Source organism: Psychrobacter sp. CX14, from assembly GCF_057396205.2.
Genome location: NZ_CM183187.1, coordinates 1,468,789 through 1,490,385 on the forward strand (window position 1 = coordinate 1,468,789; position 21,597 = coordinate 1,490,385).

A 21,597-nucleotide genomic window follows, 5' to 3' on the forward strand; every position below is an offset into this window, starting at 1 on the left:
AAATAACAGCAGACTTACTTATAAGCCTGCTCATTCTATTTACTTACCAGTCCATTTAACCACTAATGCTATTCGCTATTTATTCAGGTAGCTTAGGTGGTTTTTTCGGCTTAGGTAAAGGCGTCTTAGCATTCTTGGTTTTATCGTCTTTTTTAGAGACTTCTGAATCAGAGATTGTTTCACTATGAATCTCAGATTCTTGAATATTGGGCTCAAAGGACACATCGCTTAAATCATCACTTAAGACCACGACCTTCTTCTCAGTGACCTGTTCAGAACCATTTGGGTCGGTCAGCTTATTATTAAAGTCATTCTTTTGGGCGAGCTCATCAATACGCTTGCTATCAATGGCGGTACCCTCTGGCATCACATTGATATCAGACAGACGACGTACGGCAAAGCTCGTTGGAGAAGGGCCACTCTTCTTAGGCTTGCTGATATCTTCATGAATCATATAACCGTGACTGTCAATTCGCGAATACTTCATCGGCTCAGGGCGTGGTAAGAAAAAGTCGCGCGGCTGAGTGATTAAGTGGGTATACAACAGCTTGAGAATATGTCGCCATTCAAAGGCTTGTACACCTTTAGCACGTAGCGCCACAAGCATGGCAAGTGCAAAGCTGACCAATAAGTTAATCAAGCCAATGAGTAGCACGCCCAGTAACGATATCGCCACCAGTGCAAAGCTAAAGCTCTCCTCGGGGATGTTAAACAAGCCATGAGCGAAGTTTGCAGAGGCAAAGGCGATATGGCGAATATCGAGCGGTAGACCAAAAATATAACCCACGGTGGCGGTACTGCCTAGGAAGACACCGAAGAGGAAGTTGCCCATAATCGCGCCTAAATTACCCTCGACAAATTTGCCAAGGCGTTCAGGCCAACGTTTGGGCATGGTTTTTAATAACAACTTATGACGAGCAATACGCTCACCAATATTGTTAAAAATAGCCAAGTTATCATAATAGCCGGCAATCAAACCAGCCATAAATAAATACACACCGGCGATGGCAGCATGGAATAGGGCAAGCGAATGGAACGGATCGAGGTCGTGTAATAAATGCTCGGCCTTATCCATATTAATCATAGGATTACCAGTGACTAGCATCCAAACTAAAGAGATAATTAGTGCTAATGGCATGGCAATGAGCACGTTACCCATAATTGCCACAAACTGGGTGCGCATAATATCCACCATCAATTCAGAGAGTTTGGCCAATTGACGAGATTTTTTACCAGAGCCATCGGATATAGTTGAGGCAATGGCTGCAGCCGTCATGGCAGGCTGCTTGGTAGCAACCGTACCGTGAATAATATGAATAAACACAAAGCCTAAGCCATAAATCATACTATTGACGAAGGCACGGCTCATAGGCGCAAGGTCTAAATCGTATGACAAAATCTTGATAGTTGCCATAAAGGCAATAATGAGACCACCAATGGCGGCCTTTTTGAACATTTTATAATAGCCTGATTTGTCAGTACTAATATAATGCTCACCCACGCGCCCTGAGTTTTCAGTGACCTTACGTGATAACAGCTTGGTATTGTTATCAATTAAATAGCCAATACTATAACGGCGCTTTACGCTAATAATAATGGCTTGAGTCAGCTCGATAAGGGCCTTATCACGATTTTTATGATTATCCGCAAGCAGCTCACTTAAGATACGCATTCGCTTTAGACTTTGCTCCAAACGCAGCAACATATTGGTCAGACGGATGGAGATGCCGGTTTTATAAATACGCTTACGGATGGTAGTGACAATGTCATCACACTGCTCAATCATTACCAGTAGCGGTGCAGGATTAACGTCTTTTGGTGGCATCACATCTTTGTGATCATCAAGCTGATGTGCGGCACGGTATTCATTCACAAATAAAACCGCTTCTTGGTTTTGCGCCACAAATGAAGCGGAATAGTCGAGCATTTGCGGATAAGCTTTCATCAAATCAGGATGTAGGCCGATGCCGTTAATACGATAAGAGAGAATCACCATCGCATTGAGAATATTATTTTTGGCAGTGGCGACAAGCCTAATATGCGCATCATCAACCATAATCAGGTCAACAAGCTCATCCCACAATGATTCATCCACGCTACCGAGCCAGCGCTCGTCATGTTTGCCGTCAAATAGGTAATTAACCAACTCAACAATAGAGTCATCTTCTGGCAAAAGGGGAATAAACCTATGCCCAATCAGACGCATTAAGCTACTTGAGAAGCTGTGATCAGACAAAATACCCGTATCAGTGAATAAGGACATACGGTGATACTGATTGAGCAGGGTTAAGATAAATACCGCCAAACCGCTAGCGTACTCAGGATTCTTCTTGAGTATCTTATTTAATTCGCAAATCTGCTGATTGGCGAGATCAGGATCTTTTTTGTTCTCAGCTTCAGAGACACGTAAGTGATCAATCAGCTTTTTAAGTACGTATGGCTCTGGCGTATCACGCAAAGCATTGATCTTACTTAATATGTTGTTTAGGTCTGTCACTTAATAGCCCTTATTCATTCAGATATGGGAAAGTTATCTTAATCCATAGATAAATACAATCCTTTTAGTGTGTTAGCAGCGGCGAAATTGCAAGAAGTCATGACAATGCATTCTTTTTGTTACCTTAATTAGTTTGTTTTAGCTGCCTTATAAAAACAGAAAAAAAAGACAGCCCCTAAGGACTGTCTCTTTACTAAGCCGGTTTTTAGGCCTAATCAATGAGCAAAAATTAGCTAACGTTTTGTTGAAAGTAAGCCAAATCAAAGTCCATGATTGGGTCACTACCGGTTTTAACCATCTCAGCATGTGCATGGATGCGAGGTAGGATACGGCCAACGAAGTAGGTTGCTAGTTTTAGCTTATTAGCGTAGAACTCGCCTTCTTTGTCGTGAGCGGCCTCTACCATCATTGAGAACATGAACGCGTAACATAAGTAGCCCATTGCGTGTAGATAGTCTACCGCACAGCCGTTGATTTCGCTCTTACGCGTGCTGATGTTGGTCAGAACGGTCTTGGTTAGCTCTTCAATGGTATTTGCGGCATCTAAAGTTGCTTGCTTAATTTCGTGATCCGCTTTCATGTTTGCCACGAAGTCACGGATTTCAGCTAGGAAGTTTTCAAGGTATTTGCCGTTGTTACGGGCAATTTTACGGCCTAATAAGTCTAGTGCCTGAATACCGTTTGCGCCTTCATAGATTTGCGAGATACGGGTATCACGAACGATTTGCTCCATACCCCATTCACGGATATAGCCATGACCGCCGAATACTTGCTGGCTGTCTACGGCTGCTTCAAACGCTTTATCAGTTAAGAATGCTTTAGCAATAGGCGTTAATAAAGCAACGCGGGCAGCCGCCGCTTTAGCGTTTTCTGCATCTACACTGAATTTAGACTCATCTAATTGCTTAGCAACATACATTGCAAAACAGCGAGACGCTTCAGCGTTAGCACGTGCATTTAATAGCATACGGCGTACGTCTGCATGGTGGATAATCGCATCGGCAGGTTTTTCAGGGCTTTGGATTTGAGTATCGCTACGGCCTTGACCACGGTCAAGGGCATATGCAGCTGCGTTTTGATAGGCAAGCTCAGTACCACCTAGGCCTTGAAGACCCATGGTTACACGCTCATAGTTCATCATAACGAACATAGAGGCAAGACCGGTATTCTCTTCACCAACCATCCAGCCTTTAGCGCCATCAAAGTTCATAACACAAGTCGCTGAACCTTTGATACCCATTTTGTGTTCGATAGAACCAGCCGCTAGCGTGTTACGCTCGCCTAGGCTACCGTCTTCATTAACCATGAATTTAGGCACTAAGAATAATGAAATACCTTTTGAGCCTTCTGGTGCATTTGGTGTTTTAGCCAATACTAAGTGAACGATGTTGTCCGCTAGGTCATGCTCACCGCCAGTAATAAAGATTTTAGTACCAGAGATGTTGTAGCTACCGTCATCATTTGGAACGGCTTTGGTTTTGATGATACCCAAGTCAGTACCCGCATGTGGCTCAGTTAAACACATGGTACCTGCCCATTCGCCTGAGTACATTTTCTCAAGGTAGGTTTGCTTTTGTTCTTCAGAGGCTGAGGCTAATAAACAAAGCGTCGCACCAACCGTTAGGTTAGGATAGAGCGCGAAAGCTTGGTTAGTCGTGAACACCATTTCTTCAGTCAGCATGGTAACCATTTTAGGGAAACCTTGACCGCCGTATTCAGGGTCACCGCCAAGGCCAATCCAACCCGCTTCTGCGTACTGTTTGAACGCATCTTTAAAGCCGGCAGGTGTGGTTACAACGCCGTCACCGTGGTAAGTCGCGCCTTCTTCATCACCAGTACGGTTTAGAGGCAGTAATACGTTTTTAGACAGCTTCGCCATCTCTTCTAAAATCATGTTAACGGTGTCCATGTCAACATGTGCTAGGTTTTCGTTGGCTTGCCAGAATTTTTCAACGTCAAAAACGTCGGTTAGCATAAAGCGCATTTCATCTAGCGGTGGATTATAAATAGCCATGTGTGTTTCGTCCTTTTAGATTTTTAGAATAAGTCAGTAATGAGTTATAAGCTGCGTATAAACATGTAAATAATCAGTATGCAGATAAGTACTACTAATAGTAGCACCTATCGTGTCATTTCAATAGCCTAAGACAGTAGAGTAGGTCAGTCTTAGAATGCGAACTGATCCACATCCATGCTCATGTATGGCTCAGCACCTGAGTCGATACGAGCGATGTAAGTGCGTGTACGTGGCAATAATTTGCTGAAGTAGAACTGAGCAGTTTTAATTTTCGCATCATAGAATGCCGTTTCAGTCGTACCACTAGCAAGTGCTTGCTTAGATACCGCAACCATACGTGCCCATAGATAAGCTAGAGTCACATAACCGCTGAAGTACATATAGTCTACGGCTGCTGCGCCAACTGAGTCTGGGTTTTGAGTCGCTTGCATGCCGATGCGAGCCGTCAAATCAGCCCACTCAGTATTTAGCTTCGCTAATGGACGCACAAATTCGCCCATAGAGTCATCATCTTCATGCTCTTTGCAGAATTTGTGGATGACTTTAGTAAAGTTAGCAAGCATCTTGCCTTGTGAGCCCAGTACTTTACGGCCTAATAGGTCTAATGATTGAATTTCAGTTGTACCTTCATATAGGCAAGAGATACGGGTGTCACGTACGTTTTGCTCCATACCCCACTCAGAGATAAAGCCGTGACCACCATATACCTGTACGCCGTGGTTCGCCGCTTCATAGCCAGTTTCTGTTAAGAAGGCCTTAGCGATTGGGGTTAATAATGACAACATTTGATCTGCGTATTTTTGTTCATCACCTGCGCCTTTAGCCACAGTATCAGCAAACATGGCTAGATAATAAACCAGTGCGCGGCCACCTTCAGCAAATGCTTTTTCAGTTAATAGCATGTTGCGAACGGCAGGGTGAACAATGATTGGGTCAGCTGCTTGGTCCGGCGCTTTAGCACCAGATAGTGAACGCATAGCAAGACGTTCTTTAGCGTATTCTAGCGAGCCTTGGAAAGCCACTTCAGAAGCTGTTAAGCCCTGAACTGCAGTACCTATACGTGCCACGTTCATAAAGGTGAACATGCAGTTTAGACCACGGTTTTCTGGGCCAATTAGGTAACCCGTTGCGCCGTCAAAGTTCATGACACAAGTAGCTGAGGCTTTGATACCCATTTTGTGTTCGATTGAGCCACAAGTCACACTGTTTCGCTCACCTAAGCTACCGTCAGCGTTTACATTTACTTTTGGTACGATAAATAGCGAGATGCCTTTGGTACCTGCTGGTGCGCCTGGTAGACGAGCTAGAACGATATGGATAATGTTATCCGTCATATCGTGCTCACCGGCTGAGATAAAGATTTTTTGACCAGTAATGGCGTAAGTACCGTCTTCTTTTGGTTCTGCTTTGGTACGGATTAGGCCTAAGTCGGAGCCTGCATGCGCTTCGGTTAGACACATGGTACCTGACCATTCGCCCGTTACCATTTTTTCTAAGTAGGTTGCTTTTTGCTCATCAGTACCATGGTGCTCAAGTGTTGCGATAGCACCGTGGGATAAGCCTGGGTACATTGAAAATGACCAGTTAGCAGAGCCCATGATTTCGTTAACCACAGTACCTAAGGAGAAAGGCATGCCTTGACCACCGAACTCTTCTTCAGCAGCAAGGGCGGCAAAACCAAGCTCACAATATTGTTTATATGCGTCTTTAAAACCTTTTGGTGTAGTCACTTCACCGTTATTAAAAGTACAGCCTTCTTCGTCGCCGCTGCGGTTTAAAGGAGCAATTTCATTTTCAGCAAAGCTGGCAGCTGCTTCAATATAGCTATCAACAATATCACGTTCAACTTCTTGGTAGGCGTCTAAACTTTTGTAGTGACCAGTGCTGTCTAAAAGCTCATGTAAAACAAACTGCATGTCACGAAGGGGGGCTTTATATTGCATGAGACTATCCTTAAATGAATGTTTTTTGATGGACTGGGTCTATTTAGGTAAAACAAATCCGCTTAATCTCAAAAAAGTACGTCACATCTCTATACTTTAATAGAAACAGCTGCATACTGGCAGACGACTTAAGTAAAAGAGTGGTGAGGTGCAAAGCAGTGATTTGTTTTGGTAAACAGTGAGTCGCCATAGAAGCGGCAGAATACTAAAAGAGTAGCTGGTTATCACAAATTTGGCTGTCACTGATAAAATGTTTTTCAGGTGAAAAGATAGATGTTAGGCCGTTGTTTTACAAGCAGTTGCATAGACTTATGGGTCACAAAAAAATGATTGATTTAGTCATGGAAGAAGAAAAAGTCTATTTTTAAAGACTGAAATGGTAGGAGGATAAGAGGCGGTGATGTATGAAAAGTATAGAAGGATTAAAGAAAATATATTATCTATAAAAGTATGGATTCACTAAAAATAAAAAGCTCAGCCCCTTGATAGGAACTGAGCTTTTATTTACTCATAGAGTAGGAACCTGTGTTCACAAGCTATAATTGGCTCTTTTTGCCTAAAACAAGCCACTACTTTGTTAAAATTCGGCTCGAATAGAATGACTATTCAACCCAATTTTGCCTCGTATTGTCTCATTTTATTCTAAAAATACCCTAACTGTAGCTTATGAATACAGGTTCTAAGAAGATTAGCAGGGTTATTCGCTCAGTAAATGATAGACAATAAGTACTTTTAGCAAATCAGATTAGTCTAAAGTACTGATATATATTAACGTCGATAGAGCAACTACTGGTGCCGTTTCAGTACGTAATACACGATTGCCTAATTGCCACGGCAGATAATTAGTCCCACGTGCCAGCTGATATTCTGTATCAGACAAACCCCCTTCAGCACCGATCAAAATATCAAAGCGGGGAAGGGCAGAGGCATTGTTTTCTGCTACGGTAGCAAATTGCTCATTGATAGACTGATTGACATCAATCGTCTCTTTTTCTTGTTGGCTCGGTACGGCTAACACGAACGATAACGGGCTTTGTTTAAAATAAGACTGGTAAAACGTATCTTCTAATAAATAGCGTACGCTGTCATGAACGTTGCCCATATTACCTTTGAGCCACTCTTCAATCGACACGGGCGACAAAACAAGCGGTGGACGATTAAGGCCGCACTGCTCACAGGCAGACAAAGTAACTTGCTGCCAATGATTGAGCTTTTTGTCGACTTGATTGGCTTTTAACCGAACCTCACCATGTTGACTGGTTAATAGCTGAATGGCCGTTGCACCAAGTTCGGTTGATTTTTGAATGGCGTAATCCATTCTATCGCCGCGGCTCATCACGATAGCTATGGTACTGTGATAGGCCGGCGTGTTATCGGCCGTGTCATGTGATAAAAGTCGGGCAGTGGCCGTTTTTTTATCAATACTCTCAAGCTCTATAAGGGTCTGTCCGCCTAAGCCATCAAAAACCAGGCTCTGATCCCCAACTTTGGCCCGAAGCACTCGGCACCAATGATGATAGACATCATCGGGTAGTGTTAAAGTGCTATCTGTCGGCAATTGGCTTAACGCTAAGATAGTTTCAGTATTTGATGCTGTCTCTGCGCTTAAACCATTTAAGCTTGGATTATAAAAAAAACGGCGCATAGACTTAGGCTCCAGTGCTTGCAGTCGTTAGGCCTAGGGATTCAACCAAGCGTTTGTTAGGTTCAACACGGTTCATAGAATAGAAGTGCAGTGCAGGCACACCTTCAGCAATAAGCACTTCGCATAAGCGGTGTACCACTTCAAATCCAAAGTCGCGGATGGCTTTACGGTCATCGCCGTAATCGGCTAATTGGCGACGAATAAAGCGAGGTATATCAGCACCACAGCTGTCAGCAAAGCGAATTAAGCTGCTAGAATTGGTTATCGGCATAATACCGGCGACCAGTCTGTGCTTGTCTGTATCAACACCGCGTTTCTCTAATGAGTCACGTAGATACAAATAGCTTTCTGGGTTATAAAAGAACTGGGTAATGGCCGAGTTTGCACCAGCGTCAAATTTATTAATCAGGTTCTGAATATCTGAATCAAAGCTTTTGGCTTGAGGGTGCATTTCAGGATAGGCAGCCACTTCTATTTGAAAATGATCGCCTGAATGTTCACGAATAAAGCGTACTAAATCTAAGGCAAATGGCAATTCGCCCATACCAACTTGACCAGAGGGCAGGTCGCCACGCAGTGCAACCATACGGTCGATACCGATTGATTTATAGAAATCTAAAAGCTCTGCAATTTCGCTTTTATCATCACCGATACAGGAGATGTGAGGGGCGATAGGGGTATCAGCACGCTCTTTAAGAGCAGCGACAATACCTAAAGTGCGTTCACGAGTTGTACCACCAGCACCATAAGTCACGGAGAAGTAACTGGGAGCAAGCTCATTTAACGTATCGAAGGTCTGATACAGCTTCGTGATGCCATCGTCTGTTTTGGTTGGGAAAAACTCGAAAGAAAATTGTGGCTTACTCATAGTCTGTCCTTGATGAATTCCTTGATAAAACCCTTCATGAAAATAGGTACCTAATAAGAGGCTGAGAAATTGAATCAATTTCTCAGCCCTGAATGCTTGATACTTACTATAATGAGTTTATGGTCTAACGCTAAATACTAAAACGGTTTAAGGTTAGTACTTATCGTTATTTTAGTACTTATAATCATTAGGCTTGAATGGACCTTCCACAGGTACGCCAATATAGTCCGCTTGCTCTGGTGTTAGCTTGGTCATTACACCATTAAAACCGGCAACCATAGCAGCCGCTACTTCTTCATCAAGTTTCTTCGGTAATACTTTAACGTATAGGCCGTTTGCACGTGCATCAGCAGGTAATTCAGAGAATTTTTGCTCATGTAAGTACATTTGTGCCAATACTTGGTTAGCAAATGAACCATCCATAACACGTGATGGGTGACCTGTTGCGTTACCTAGGTTTACTAAGCGGCCTTCAGCTAACAAGATTAGATAATCACCATCTTCTTCTGAGCGATACACTTGGTGAACTTGTGGTTTAATCTCAACCCAGTTCCAGTTGTCACGCATAAACTGAGTGTCAATCTCGGTATCAAAGTGACCAATATTACAAACCACAGCACCAGATTTTAAAGCGGCAAGCATATGCTTATCACACACGTGATAGTTACCTGTCGTGGTTACAATCAAATCGGTATCTTGTAATAGGCGGGTGTTAACACTATCTGCTGAATTGGTATTGTTACCATCAATGTATGGAGAAACCAGCTCATAGCCGTCCATACATGCCTGCATGGCACAAATTGGGTCAACTTCTGATACACGGACAATCATGCCTTCTTGACGTAAGCTTTGCGCTGAGCCTTTGCCCACGTCACCATAACCGATAACCAATGCTCGGCGGCCAGCAAGTAGCATATCAGTACCACGTTTGATAGCATCGTTTAAGCTATGACGGCAGCCATATTTGTTGTCGTTTTTAGATTTAGTTACTGCGTCGTTTACATTAATAGCAGGTACTTTTAATGTGCCTTTATTAAGCATCTCAATTAGACGGTGCACACCAGTAGTGGTTTCCTCTGAGATACCGTTGATAGTCTCAAGCATTTGAGGATAGTCATTATGGATAAGAGCAGTTAAGTCGCCGCCATCATCCAAAATTAGGTTAGCGTCCCAAAGCTCGCCATTTTCTTCACCGCCAACAAATAGCTGCTGACGTAAGCACCACTCATACTCTTCTTCAGTTTCACCTTTCCAAGCAAAAACGGGAATACCGCTCGCAGCCATTGCCGCAGCAGCATGATCTTGAGTAGAGAAGATGTTACATGAGGTCCAGCGTACTTCAGCGCCTAGTGCGACTAGGGTCTCAATAAGTACGGCGGTTTGAATGGTCATATGAATACAACCAAGGATTTTTGCACCGGCTAAAGGCTGTGCTTCGCTATAACGCTTACGTAGACCCATTAATGCTGGCATTTCCGCTTCAGCTAATGATATCTCACGACGGCCATAATCTGCTAGGCTGATGTCAGCTACTTTATAATCGCTAAAGTTCTCTAAATTGGTTTTTGAATCGATATTAGACACTGCGTCCATCTCGAGCTCCTTGGTATTGATAAAAGATAAGGGGGAAAGAAACGCAGGTGTCGTTGTTTGCCAGACATTAGATATCAAATCTAACTCTCAATTTCATGCTCTCTAGTCTAGTATAGCCACTTACAAAATAATAAAACCCAGTAAGATTAACCATCTATAATAAGGTACTAAGCAATAAGGTACTAAGCGTTAAAGTAGGACTGGCGAGCCGAGCCTGACAACATAATAATAAGTTGAATGAACAATAGCCGTGCTATAATCCGCTCCCTATTTTATATGCTGACGCAACACCTCTCGGCTGCGCACTATTGTAATAGATGTCAGGGGTAATGTCATCCGCTTGCTTTAAGTTTAAAATAGAGTAAGGGGATTGTTTGTCTATTTATTTGCATTAAAAAAAACTTAGGTTTGGGTATATAAGCAACGCAACTTACAAATTTGTAAGTAAAAGTTACAGAATTGCCATCAAAAGGCAACTTTTAAAGCGTGACATATTTTGTAAAAAAGTGTTTAATAGGCACATATTAATACGGGTAACTGTAATTGGTATTGGATGTCTGATCAATTGACAGTTCAGGTAGTCAACTACTTGGATTGCTTTTTTGACGACAGACGACAATCCGGTCTCAGCTAAATGAAGCTATATACTCTTGGAGATGTTATGAAACTTTTTAAATTATCAGCAATCACTGCTGCAGTACTTTGCTCATCTGTAGCAATGGCTGCTACCCCTGCTCAGCAGCAAGCTTATCAATACAACCAAAATGCAGGTGTTATCGCTAACACTGCAGGTGCGGTTACTGGTACTGCTAAAACTTTATTCAACACTGCTACTCATCCTGGTGCTATCAGTGCTGAGATCGGTACTTTAGGTTACGGTGCTAACATCGCTTGGGGCCTAAACGAAACAACTGAGCTTCAAGCGGGTTGGTCGGGTATGAACTTTGATGGTGATGAAGATCTTGATGCTAATGATTCTTGGATCAACTATGACAAAGTTCTAGGTGATGGCTACGGTAGCTACCAAGGCGAGCTAGACTACGATTTTGATTTTAGCAACCCGTACATTGGTGTTCAGATGCGTCCATGGGCTAACAACTTCACGGTTGCTGGTGGTGTATTGGTTCCTGACAACAAGCTTAAAGCTAAGATTGCTGGTCGTAACGGTTCTTCAGTAGTAACTATCGATGATGTAGAATATGATGTCACTAATGCTACTGTTAAAGCGGAAACCAAAAACAAACTTGCTCCATATGTAACTATCGGTTATCGCCCTAATATTACTCAAAACTGGGGTGGTTTCTTCGAAGTTGGCGCTGCTTACATGGGTAAATTAGAAGCTAAAGTAACTTCTGATGCTACTGCCACGGCACAGGGTTTTAATAAAGCAGCTGAAAATGAGATTGAAGAAGACGATTTCTGGTATCCAATTGTTAAAGCTGGTGCAACTTATCGCTTCTAATGATTGATATCATCTAGTAAACTAAAAAATGACTCCTTCGGGGGTCATTTTTTTATGCCTAAAAATACTAACTAATCACTTTAAATATAAAATAACTAAACCGCGACTATTAATTTCAAAGAGGGCAGAAATAGGTAATTTATTGGATAATCAGTCTGCACATCGCCGTTTATATTTGAAGCAGTTGACGCTTTAATTGATGCTCGATGAGCGACATTATTATCAAAAATAGACAGTGATTTGTGATGACTAGCTTGCTGTAATAGTAATTTAACGGGTGCAATAAGATTCTGCTTCAAGCCACTCATTAAATTTGCCTTCTCATTCGATACGTTTAATCGTTTTATAGTCGATTCCTTTAGCATCCATAGCAAGTCTAAAGCTTGTTGTTGATCTGACTCAGGTAGTGTTTGCAACCAGTCTATTTCATCAGCATGGTAAAAGCGTTTGGCAACTTTCATGGATACATGCGACAGTTCTATATCAATACCCACAGGGGATTTGCTAATAGCGCAAGTAACTGCATTATTAGAATGAGAAAAGCTAACGTAGTAATTTGACGGCTTTAAGCGGTAAGGGAAGCTCGATTCATCAAGCCAAAGTTTTGTTGTATTTAGTGCGATTGGTTCTGAGTTGCTGATATCAATTAATGGGTTTACATGACTGTTGTTATTTTCCTGAATGCTGTGGTTTAACTGAAGATTATTATTAAAGTCATTAGCATAGCGCTCAATTAAAAGATCTAGCAGGTTACGCACGGCTTGTTTTTGCTGTTGCACAAGCAGTGCTGTCTGATTAGCTAATACCCCGTTCTGACTAAATTGAGTGTAAGCGACCCAGACTGAAGGTTCAAAACCATCTTTATTTTTATGACTTTGTACATGTAACTCGCTATTTAGTTCACTGTCAAATCTGGCAAGGTGACAATGAATAAACATAAAATCAGGTTGATTAAGTGAGGCTGAGTTAGGTTCCGTGCACATGAGTATCCCAAAAGTATTACAATATTGATAACAAGGATTGTGTATGTTTGTTCCAAAAACAAGCCCAGCTAAATTAGCTGGGCTTGTTTATTTGATGCGATAGAACTAGGTAATTATTTACTAAATGTATTCAATACTGAATGGCTTAGTAAGATAATTCTGCACGGCGGTTTTGTGAATAAGCAGCTTCATCGCTACCGGCAACAGCAGGACGCTCTTCGCCATAGCTGATGGTTTCGATTTGTGCGTCATTAACACCCTTTGCAGCAAGATAGCTACGAACAGCTTGAGCACGGCGCTCGCCTAGAGCATGGTTATATTCACGGCTACCACGTTCATCAGTATGACCGGCAATCAATACGCGTGCATCTGGGTTCTGCGCTAAGAATTCAATCTGATCTTCCAATACGGCTGCGGCTTGGTCAGTGATTTCACTGCTGTCGAAATCAAAGTACACGATACCCTGAATGTTTTGAGCAGCAGCTTGTACTTGTGCGCTGTTATTAACTAAAGAGCCACCATTACCGTAAGCGGCATTACCTGGTACACCCATTGGTGCGACCACGACTTCAGATGTGTTGGCACGTTTGCTAGCACAGCCTGTAGTAGCTATTAGCGCAGCTGAAACAAGAGTAAGAGCCGAAGCCTTAAGAATAGAGTGCATGTTATTTCCTCAGAGTTTATAGAGATATTGAGAGGTTTTTATTATTTAACCCTCTTAATCAACAGTGTGTTTGATAAATACGGTGTGTGGTAAATATAGCATATTTATATGCAGATGTTACTTTATGTAAGTAGTCTTACTGTAAATTTATTTTAGAATAATGGCAAGGTTTCCACAATAAGACAAGTACTTTATATCGTCAGTCTAGCTATTTTTTTGACTTGATATTCAAGCCCAAAGCAGGGCATGACACCTACCAGCGGTATTTATCAAAATTTTCAGGATTTGCCCAGTATTTTGCATTTAGCCAATCAGGACGCTGCTTATAATCATAAAGGTTAAACTGCCAGCATAAGATTTGTGTCTCATTATCAGAGCTGGCATCGGCAGACTCTTTAACAGGCGCAGAAGCCAATATATAACCTAAACCACTTAACGTCTGTCTGGAATTCAGTGGAGATAAGAACATCACGCTTTGCTCAGCGAACAAATCTCTTAAACGTATGGCAATGCTTTTTAGCGATTGAGAGACATTTGCGTCTAACGTGTCTTCCTGTTCTAGCGTGCCTTTCTGATTACCAAAGGTCTGATTATCAAGTAGCTGTGGCTCAATGTAGCAGCCTAGCGTATAGCGTGTATCAAAAGCAGCGTTGATAAACTCATCAGATTTCAGAGTTGTAATCTGCATATCAGTATAAGCGTGTTGAAGGTGCTCTGATAAGGTATCTGTCGTTGTCGACTCGCCAATCAGTAGTAAGCTAAAGGGCTGGAATTCAGTTTCATTTGTCTTTGAATCAGTTTGCTGCAGAAAGTCAATCACCTCAGCTAAGTGTTGCAAAATAGCAGAGAGCGCGGGGGAGTTTGTGGTTCTTTTTATAGGCATAATCAGTGCTTGTGTCGTCAGGCCGATTAAGGCAAATGGAAAATAGAGGCGCTTGCTAGCCAACTTTGAAAACATGGGTTTAAAACAGCGGCAATGCCACAATATAGGTATTAAGCCTTTATCATATCGTAAATGATCAAATTATAAGTGATTCTATCGTAAATAAAATTCTAAATAAAAAGAGAGCTATTATGACAGATTTAAATCAAACCGATGCCAATGATAATGCCATGATTATTGATGGTGTCACCCCTGATGCCCCTCTGCACAATCCTAATGAGCTTGGTTCATTATCAGAGGAGAAAGGCACTACAGTTGAGAAGATTTATTTAAAAGACTATACGCCGCCAAACTTTAGTGTCGAGAGTGTGGATCTAGATATTAAACTGTTTGATGACCATGCTACTGTCGATAGCGTATTAAATATGACGCGTCAGCATCCGGGTGATTTGGTATTACTCGGTCAAAATATGACATTGACTAGTATTCGTATGAATGACAAGGTGCTTGATGAGTCGGAATATCAGCTTAATAAAGAGCAGCTCATTATCAAGGATGCCCCTGATGAGGTGGTATTAGATATCAGTGTTAGTCATCAGCCGCAAAAGAACACTGAGCTTGAAGGCTTATATATTGCAGGTGAGGGTGATGAGGTGATGTTCGTCACTCAGTGTGAGCCTGAAGGTTTCCGCAAAATTACGTATTATCCTGATCGCCCAGATGTATTGTCAGTATTTACTACGCGTTTGGAGGCGAATAAAAACCTCCCAACATTACTGGCCAATGGTGACTTAATTGAATCGGGTGATGTGGCTGAGGATAAGAGCCGTCACTACGCCATTTGGCATGATTCAAGTAAAAAGCCAAGCTACCTGTTCGCTTGTGTGTTCGCTAATTTATCAGTATTAGAAGACAGCTATACCACGATTGAAGGTCGAGACGTTAAGCTTGAGATTTATGCCAAGGCCTATGATATCGATAAATGTCATGTGGCGATGCAGGCGCTTAAAGATGCGATGCACTGGGATGAAGTGAACTATGGCCGTGCTTATGATTTAGACCGTTATATGATTGTGGCGGTGAGTCAGTTCAATATGGGTGCGATGGAGAATAAAGGGCTTAATATTTTTAATACCTCATGCGTGTTATCAAGCCCAGAGACCACAACCGATGCACGCAGCTTTAGTGTTAAATCAATCATTGCGCATGAATATTTCCATAACTGGACAGGTAACCGCGTCACCTGCCGTGACTGGTTTCAGCTATGTCTGAAAGAAGGTCTGACTGTATTTCGTGATCAGTCATTCTCAGCCGATCATCAGTCGCCAGCTGTGCAGCGTATTGATGATGTGTCTATGCTACGAGCTTATCAATTTAGTGAAGATGCCGGTCCATTAGCGCATCCGCCGCGCCCTAACAGCTTTGTTGAGATTAACAACTTCTATACCGCGACCGTTTATGAAAAAGGGGCAGAAGTAGTGCGTATGCTTGCCAACACCTTGGGCGATGAATATCGTCAGGGTACAGATACTTATTTTGAGCGTTATGATGGACAAGCGGTTACGGTAGAGGACTGGCTATCAGCGTTAAGTGCACAAGGTAAATCTGTGGAGCACTTTATTGACTGGTATACGCAGCCAGGCACGCCAGAGGTCTCAGGCTCGCAAGATTTTGATAGCGAAACAGGCAAGCTGACGGTTCATTTATCACAAAAAACGCGCCATGTTGACGGGTTTGATGCGCCGAAACCGCTGCCAATTCCCATTGCCACAGCTGTGTTTGATAGAACGACGGGTGAGTTGTTAACCGAGCGTTTATTAATGTTAGATGAATCAAGTCGAGACTTTGTATTTGATGAGATTAAGACGGCCGATGGCGTTGAACCTGTGGTGTCTTTACTACGTAACTTTAGTGCGCCAGTACAATTAAAATATAATCACAGTGATGCTGATTTGGCCTTCTTATTAGCCCATGAGACCAGCGGCTTTAACCAGTGGCAAAGTGCTCAAGCCCTTGTAAATCAAGTATTGGTGCAGAACAAGGATGCAAATACTTATTTAGAAGCGGTCAAAAAAGCATTTTTGAATTTGACCAAGAGCGATACGATGTTAGCTGCTCGTCTGCTTGATATTCCTGCTGAACGAGAACTGGCCACTGCCGTCAATTCGGATTATAAACCTGATGAGATGAAACAAAAGTGGCAAGCATTAAAGCAGAAGCTTGCTGAGATAATGGCGGATGATTGGGTTGAGATTTATAAACAGTTGCCGATTATGGATTATCAAGATACGCCAGAAGCTCGTGGTCAGCGAGCGCTACGTAATGTGGTGCTTGATATGGCATTAACGGCCGGTATCAACGAGGCACATGATTGGGCCAAGTCGCAATATGAAAATGCCAGCTGCATGACCGAACGCTTGGGTGCATTAAGTGCCATGGTAAATCATCAGCACCCTGATAAGTCTAAAGTATTAGCCGACTTCTATCAGCGTTTCCAAAAAGAGGCGCTGGTTATTGACTTGTGGTTCAGTGTGCAAGCAGGGGATGATAACGCGACTGCTGCTGACATCAAAGCGCTAATTGAGCGTGATGACTTCGATTGGGGTACGCCGAACCGTATCCGTGCTGTGGTGAGCAGCTTTGCCTCGCAGCCTACCAAGCTATGGACCAAAGAAGGATTAGAGGTTTATATTAGTGTGGTACAAAAACTCGATGAGACCAACCCTGTGTTAGCGTCACGTCTACTACAAGCGTTGTCACGTTGGTACACCCTTGCAGAGCCAATGCGTGCTGAAGCGAAGCAGCAATTGCAGCAGCTAAGCAATAAAGTGAAGTCGAAAAACGTCACCGAAAGCTTGCAGACTATGTTGCAGGCCGGCTAGTTAACTTATAGTCTTAGCCAAACTAAAGAGCTACAGCGTTAACCTCACTAAGCCTACTAGAGTAGTACTTGCACTCGGTTGCCTTGTATCTCATTTAGTTGCCTATGACTATAGTCTATAAATCATGGTCTATAAATCATGCTCTATCTAAAAAACGCCTAACATAAGTTAGGCGTTTTTTTATTTTAAGTTCTAAAACCTACATTATAACTGGTGCTATGCGCGGTTAGGCAACACGTCTTTAATCGTATTACGTAAGTTGCGTAGTGAGGCAACCGTGCTGTCCCAATCTAGGCAGCCATCGGTGATTGATTTGCCGTATTCAAGCTGACTTGGGTCGTCAGTTAACTTCTGATTGCCACCTTTTAGATGACTTTCAATCATCAAGCCCATAATAGACTGGTTACCATTGCTGATTTGTTCAGCAACGTTTTGGATGACCATAGGCTGTAAGTAAGGGTCTTTACCAGAGTTCGCATGGCTTGAGTCAATCATTATTTTGACCATAGCATTGCCTTTTTCAAGCTCATTCTCAGCCTGTTCAACCGATGACTGGTCATAGTTTGGCTTGCCATTACCACCACGTAATACCACGTGTGCGTAAGGGTTGCCTTTTGACTTGATAATACAAACCTGACCATCGCTTGATAGTCCTAGGAAGTTATGACCAGATTTCACAGCATTCATCGCATTAACAGCAACGGTCATACCGCCATCTGTACCATTTTTGAAACCAACAGGGCATGATAGGCCAGAGCTCATTTCACGGTGCGTCTGACTCTCTGTAGTACGTGCACCAATGGCTGACCAACTGATTAAGTCTTGTATATATTGCGGTGTATTTGGATCAAGTGCTTCTGTGGCGCAAGGTAGACCTTTCTCATTTAGGTCTAGTAATAGTTTACGTGCCATACGTAGACCTTTTTCAATATCGAAGCTATCGTTCATATCTGGGTCATTAATCAGACCTTTCCAGCCAACGGTAGTACGTGGTTTTTCGAAGTAGACACGCATTACAATATAGATGCTGTCTTTTAATTCTTCGGCCAATTTAACCAGCTTATCTGCATATTCATGTGCCGCTTTAACGTCATGGATAGAGCAAGGGCCAACCACAACCAATAAGCGCTTGTCTTTACCATCAAGAATGTCTTGAATGGTCGTACGACCTTTAAGTACCGTTTGATACGCCTTTTCTGATAAAGGGTATTCGGATTTAAGGCTAGCCGGTGTGATAAGCGGGATGAATTCTTCGATATTCACGTCGTCAATGTCCGTGGTATGGGTAGTCGATGTTGTTGTCATAAGCGATCTGCCTGGTTTAAATAATTATAAAAAAAGTTTGGAAGTTAGGGCGTGTGGAACATTCGACCATGGCACTGGCGGCGACTATTTTTTAGTCAATATGCAGTGAAATTTTTGACGCTTAGTCATTCTAAGTTAGACAATTTCGCAATATATTGGTAAAAAAGAGTCCCGCCCCGCAGGGCTGATGCTAAAATCGCCCCAGACGTTGTTGCAAACCTAGTCAAGGTCTAGACATTAACTACGGTTTACGCCTAGTCTGAAACAATTTTAGCTATCAGCAATGCTAATTTGCGAATGTTCCACACGCCCTAATTTTAGTCTGTGAATTTTATGTGCCGAATAAAAGGCGCTAATTATGCTATCTATTCATCACTGATGGTTCAGCAATGTCCTTAGTATCAACCTATATCATGTCTTTTTAGGACAATTGATAGAACGCATCTTATTCGTACTATTAACTTTATTATGGGGTGTAATGTGTGGATTGACAAGAGTAAAGGCGGGGTTATTTCTTTATATAAGAAATAGGTGGGCCAAATTTTTGTTATACTGGAGATGTTTATAATCTTCTAATATTAAAGTAGAGTTCGCTATGCTGGCAAGCGCTGCACAATCATTACAGTCTCAAACTAAGCCGCTCATTATTGGTATTGTGGCAGGGGAGGCATCAGGTGATAGCCTTGGTGCTGATTTTATGGCGCAAATGAATAATTTGTATGAGCAGGTGGTTTGGGTCGGTGTTGGCGGCCCCAAAATGAAAGCGCAGGGTTTACAGTCCTTATTCCCATTAGAGCGTCTAGCGGTTATGGGACTGGTCGAAGTATTATCGCAATTGCCCGATTTGCTCAAAGCACGTAGAGAGTTGGTTGAGGCCTTTACTGCTGCCAATATAGACTGGTTTATTGGTATTGATGCCCCTGATTTTAATTTACGCGTTGCCAAAAAACTGAAGCCAAAAGGTATCTTTTGTGTGCAGTACGTTAGCCCCTCCATTTGGGCATGGCGAGAGTCGCGTATTGAGTCGATTAAAAAGGCGACGCATTTGGTGCTGTGTCTGTTTCCATTTGAGTTAGAGGTGTATGAGCGTCATAATCATCCTGCTATCTGTGTTGGGCATCCGCTGCTGCATAATTTGCCACGTGAGTTTGTGGAGATATCCACGCTTGAGCAGCGCCGTGAACTGGTGTGGAATAATCCTGAATTACATGAATTCTTTGCTAATCGTAAAGAAGATATCAGTCAGATAATTTGTTTAATGCCAGGTTCAAGACGCTCTGAGATTAATGCCATTTTGCCTTTGATGCTCGATGCGGTCGCTCGCTTATTATTGGTCGATGAGCATCTGTGCTTTGTGATTCCAACCATCGATAAAAACCATCAATATATTGTGCAAGACTTAATTGATAGACAAAATGAATCGCTGCGTTCAGCGGTCGCGGTTGCGTATGACGAAAGTCAAAGCAAGACAGACTTTAGTCAATCGATTATGGCAATGTGTGATTTGATTGTTTTGGCATCCGGAACAGCGACCTTAGAGGCCATGTTATTACATCGCCCCATGGTGGTGGTGTATCAGATGAATAAGCTGACATATGCTATTGCCAGTCGCTTGGTAAAAGTACCTTATGTTGCCTTACCAAATATTCTGGCAGGCGAGCAAATTGTACCTGAGCTGATTCAAGAGGAGGCCACAGGTGATAATATCTGCCGAGCGGTGACACGATTAAGACAGACCCGAGACTATGATGAGCAGCTGCATAACCTGCAACAAACGTCCGAGTGGTTAAGAGAGCAGAGCAATCAAAGCGCAGTGGCCGCTGTTATCAATACTTGGCATGATTATCAGGCCCGGCAGTAGCCTATTTTAATCAGTAGTTCTCTATTTACTGTCATTGATTGATTTTAAATAACTCATCGCTTCTATGAGACAGGCAATACTCTTTTATGACCGTGATTGATCAAGATATCTATGAACTACCCCGTTTACCGTCTGCACAGCCGAGCCTGTCTTTTGAATTAAGCCAACCAATCAAGTTGCAAGGCGAAGTACATGAGACAGCGTTCATTCAAGACATTACGAAGTACTTTTTAGAAAATGATAACAACGATCAGTCGTATTGCATTGAGATAGGGGTTGATGAGGTTGGTCGTGGTCCACTATATGGTAGTGTGATGATTGCGGCTGCTATCTTGCCGAGCACATGGTCTGGCGAAATAGAAAGTGCATTATTAACAGACACGGCGCTGGCAATATTGACCGACTCTAAGAAACTCACTGAACTAAAGCGGGAGCGTCTATACTTACCAATTAAAGAGCAGGCGTTGGCCTACCTTATTGTTGAGGTACCGGCTGCTGCCATTGATGATATTAATATTCTGCAGGCAACCATGCTAGGTATGCGCCTTGCCTGTGAGCAATTGATGATTCAGGTTAGTCAAAGTATTTTGTCTAATCAGCAGCAGATGGCTGTTTCCGAGCCGCTCTCATCGATTGAATTTAAATTACTTATTGATGGTAATAAGATACCTGATTTAGACTGGCAGCAGTTAGAGAGTCAGCAAATAGGTGGTAAAGATAGCTTTAACGTAGAATCCGAAGCTTGGATAAAGGGTGATGGGCGTCATACGGCTATTGCAGCTGCGAGTGTGCTGGCTAAGGTAACGCGAGATAAGCAAGTGATAGAAGATGGGCTTGCCAATCCAGGTTATGGGCTTGAGAAACACAAAGGTTATCCCACCAAAGCGCATATAGAAGCGATTCAAAAACTAGGCGTACTGCCGCAGCATCGCCGTAGTTTTAGACCAGTGCAGGATGCCTTATCACTCCAGTCATAAATGAGTCGTTTAGAAAA

General features: G+C 42.6%; 14 protein-coding genes. 4 read left to right on the forward strand and 10 right to left on the reverse strand.

Going from position 1 to position 21,597, the window contains the following annotated elements; all coding sequences use genetic code 11:
* Positions 1 to 79: 79 nt before the first annotated feature.
* The 6 genes from AC2SLO_RS06075 to ahcY form a co-directional block, all read right to left on the reverse strand.
* Positions 80 to 2,497, reverse strand: coding sequence for a site-specific recombinase (locus AC2SLO_RS06075; RefSeq protein ID WP_486540757.1), 2,418 nt, complete (start codon positions 2,495 to 2,497; stop codon positions 80 to 82).
* A 229-nt stretch (positions 2,498 to 2,726) separates the two neighbouring features.
* Positions 2,727 to 4,511 (reverse strand): acyl-CoA dehydrogenase C-terminal domain-containing protein, encoded by a 1,785-nt coding sequence (locus tag AC2SLO_RS06080; protein WP_486540755.1) that lies wholly within the window; start codon positions 4,509 to 4,511, stop codon positions 2,727 to 2,729.
* A 152-nt stretch (positions 4,512 to 4,663) separates the two neighbouring features.
* Positions 4,664 to 6,457, reverse strand: coding sequence for an acyl-CoA dehydrogenase C-terminal domain-containing protein (locus AC2SLO_RS06085; RefSeq protein ID WP_486540753.1), 1,794 nt, complete (start codon positions 6,455 to 6,457; stop codon positions 4,664 to 4,666).
* A gap of 745 nt (positions 6,458 to 7,202) precedes the next feature.
* The gene (locus tag AC2SLO_RS06090; protein ID WP_486540751.1) at positions 7,203 to 8,102 is read right to left on the reverse strand and encodes a 16S rRNA (uracil(1498)-N(3))-methyltransferase; all 900 of its coding nucleotides are present in this window, start codon (positions 8,100 to 8,102) and stop codon (positions 7,203 to 7,205) included.
* 4 nt (positions 8,103 to 8,106) lie between these two features.
* Positions 8,107 to 8,970, reverse strand: a complete 864-nt coding sequence (metF, locus tag AC2SLO_RS06095) for a methylenetetrahydrofolate reductase [NAD(P)H] (RefSeq protein WP_486540749.1) — start codon at positions 8,968 to 8,970, stop codon at positions 8,107 to 8,109.
* A gap of 171 nt (positions 8,971 to 9,141) precedes the next feature.
* Positions 9,142 to 10,563, reverse strand: coding sequence for an adenosylhomocysteinase (ahcY, locus tag AC2SLO_RS06100; RefSeq protein WP_486540747.1), 1,422 nt, complete (start codon positions 10,561 to 10,563; stop codon positions 9,142 to 9,144).
* Positions 10,564 to 11,224: 661 nt separating this feature from the next.
* Here ahcY and AC2SLO_RS06105 point away from each other — a divergent pair.
* Positions 11,225 to 12,025, forward strand: a complete 801-nt coding sequence (locus tag AC2SLO_RS06105) for a hypothetical protein (RefSeq protein WP_486540745.1) — start codon at positions 11,225 to 11,227, stop codon at positions 12,023 to 12,025.
* Positions 12,026 to 12,120: 95 nt separating this feature from the next.
* Here the strand turns inward: AC2SLO_RS06105 and AC2SLO_RS06110 are convergent, their stop codons facing one another.
* The 3 genes from AC2SLO_RS06110 to AC2SLO_RS06120 form a co-directional block, all read right to left on the reverse strand.
* Positions 12,121 to 13,008 (reverse strand): 4'-phosphopantetheinyl transferase family protein, encoded by an 888-nt coding sequence (locus tag AC2SLO_RS06110; protein WP_486540743.1) that lies wholly within the window; start codon positions 13,006 to 13,008, stop codon positions 12,121 to 12,123.
* Between the two features lie 145 nt (positions 13,009 to 13,153).
* Positions 13,154 to 13,672, reverse strand: a complete 519-nt coding sequence (pal, locus tag AC2SLO_RS06115) for a peptidoglycan-associated lipoprotein Pal (protein ID WP_486540741.1) — start codon at positions 13,670 to 13,672, stop codon at positions 13,154 to 13,156.
* Between the two features lie 253 nt (positions 13,673 to 13,925).
* Positions 13,926 to 14,555, reverse strand: coding sequence for a DUF6231 family protein (locus AC2SLO_RS06120; protein WP_486540739.1), 630 nt, complete (start codon positions 14,553 to 14,555; stop codon positions 13,926 to 13,928).
* A gap of 230 nt (positions 14,556 to 14,785) precedes the next feature.
* On the opposite strand from AC2SLO_RS06120, the gene pepN reads away from it, so the two are divergent.
* Positions 14,786 to 17,437 (forward strand): aminopeptidase N, encoded by a 2,652-nt coding sequence (pepN, locus tag AC2SLO_RS06125; protein ID WP_486540943.1) that lies wholly within the window; start codon positions 14,786 to 14,788, stop codon positions 17,435 to 17,437.
* A gap of 216 nt (positions 17,438 to 17,653) precedes the next feature.
* On the opposite strand, the gene AC2SLO_RS06130 is transcribed toward pepN, so the two are convergent.
* On the reverse strand, positions 17,654 to 18,742 hold the full coding sequence (locus AC2SLO_RS06130) for a 3-deoxy-7-phosphoheptulonate synthase (RefSeq protein ID WP_486540737.1): 1,089 nt from the start codon (positions 18,740 to 18,742) through the stop codon (positions 17,654 to 17,656).
* Between the two features lie 595 nt (positions 18,743 to 19,337).
* Here AC2SLO_RS06130 and lpxB point away from each other — a divergent pair.
* Both lpxB and rnhB read left to right on the forward strand, forming a co-directional pair.
* Positions 19,338 to 20,603: a lipid-A-disaccharide synthase gene (lpxB, locus tag AC2SLO_RS06135; RefSeq protein ID WP_486540735.1), complete on the forward strand. Its 1,266-nt coding sequence runs from the start codon at positions 19,338 to 19,340 to the stop codon at positions 20,601 to 20,603.
* Between the two features lie 86 nt (positions 20,604 to 20,689).
* Positions 20,690 to 21,580, forward strand: coding sequence for a ribonuclease HII (gene rnhB / locus AC2SLO_RS06140; RefSeq protein WP_486540733.1), 891 nt, complete (start codon positions 20,690 to 20,692; stop codon positions 21,578 to 21,580).
* Positions 21,581 to 21,597 lie beyond the last annotated feature (17 nt).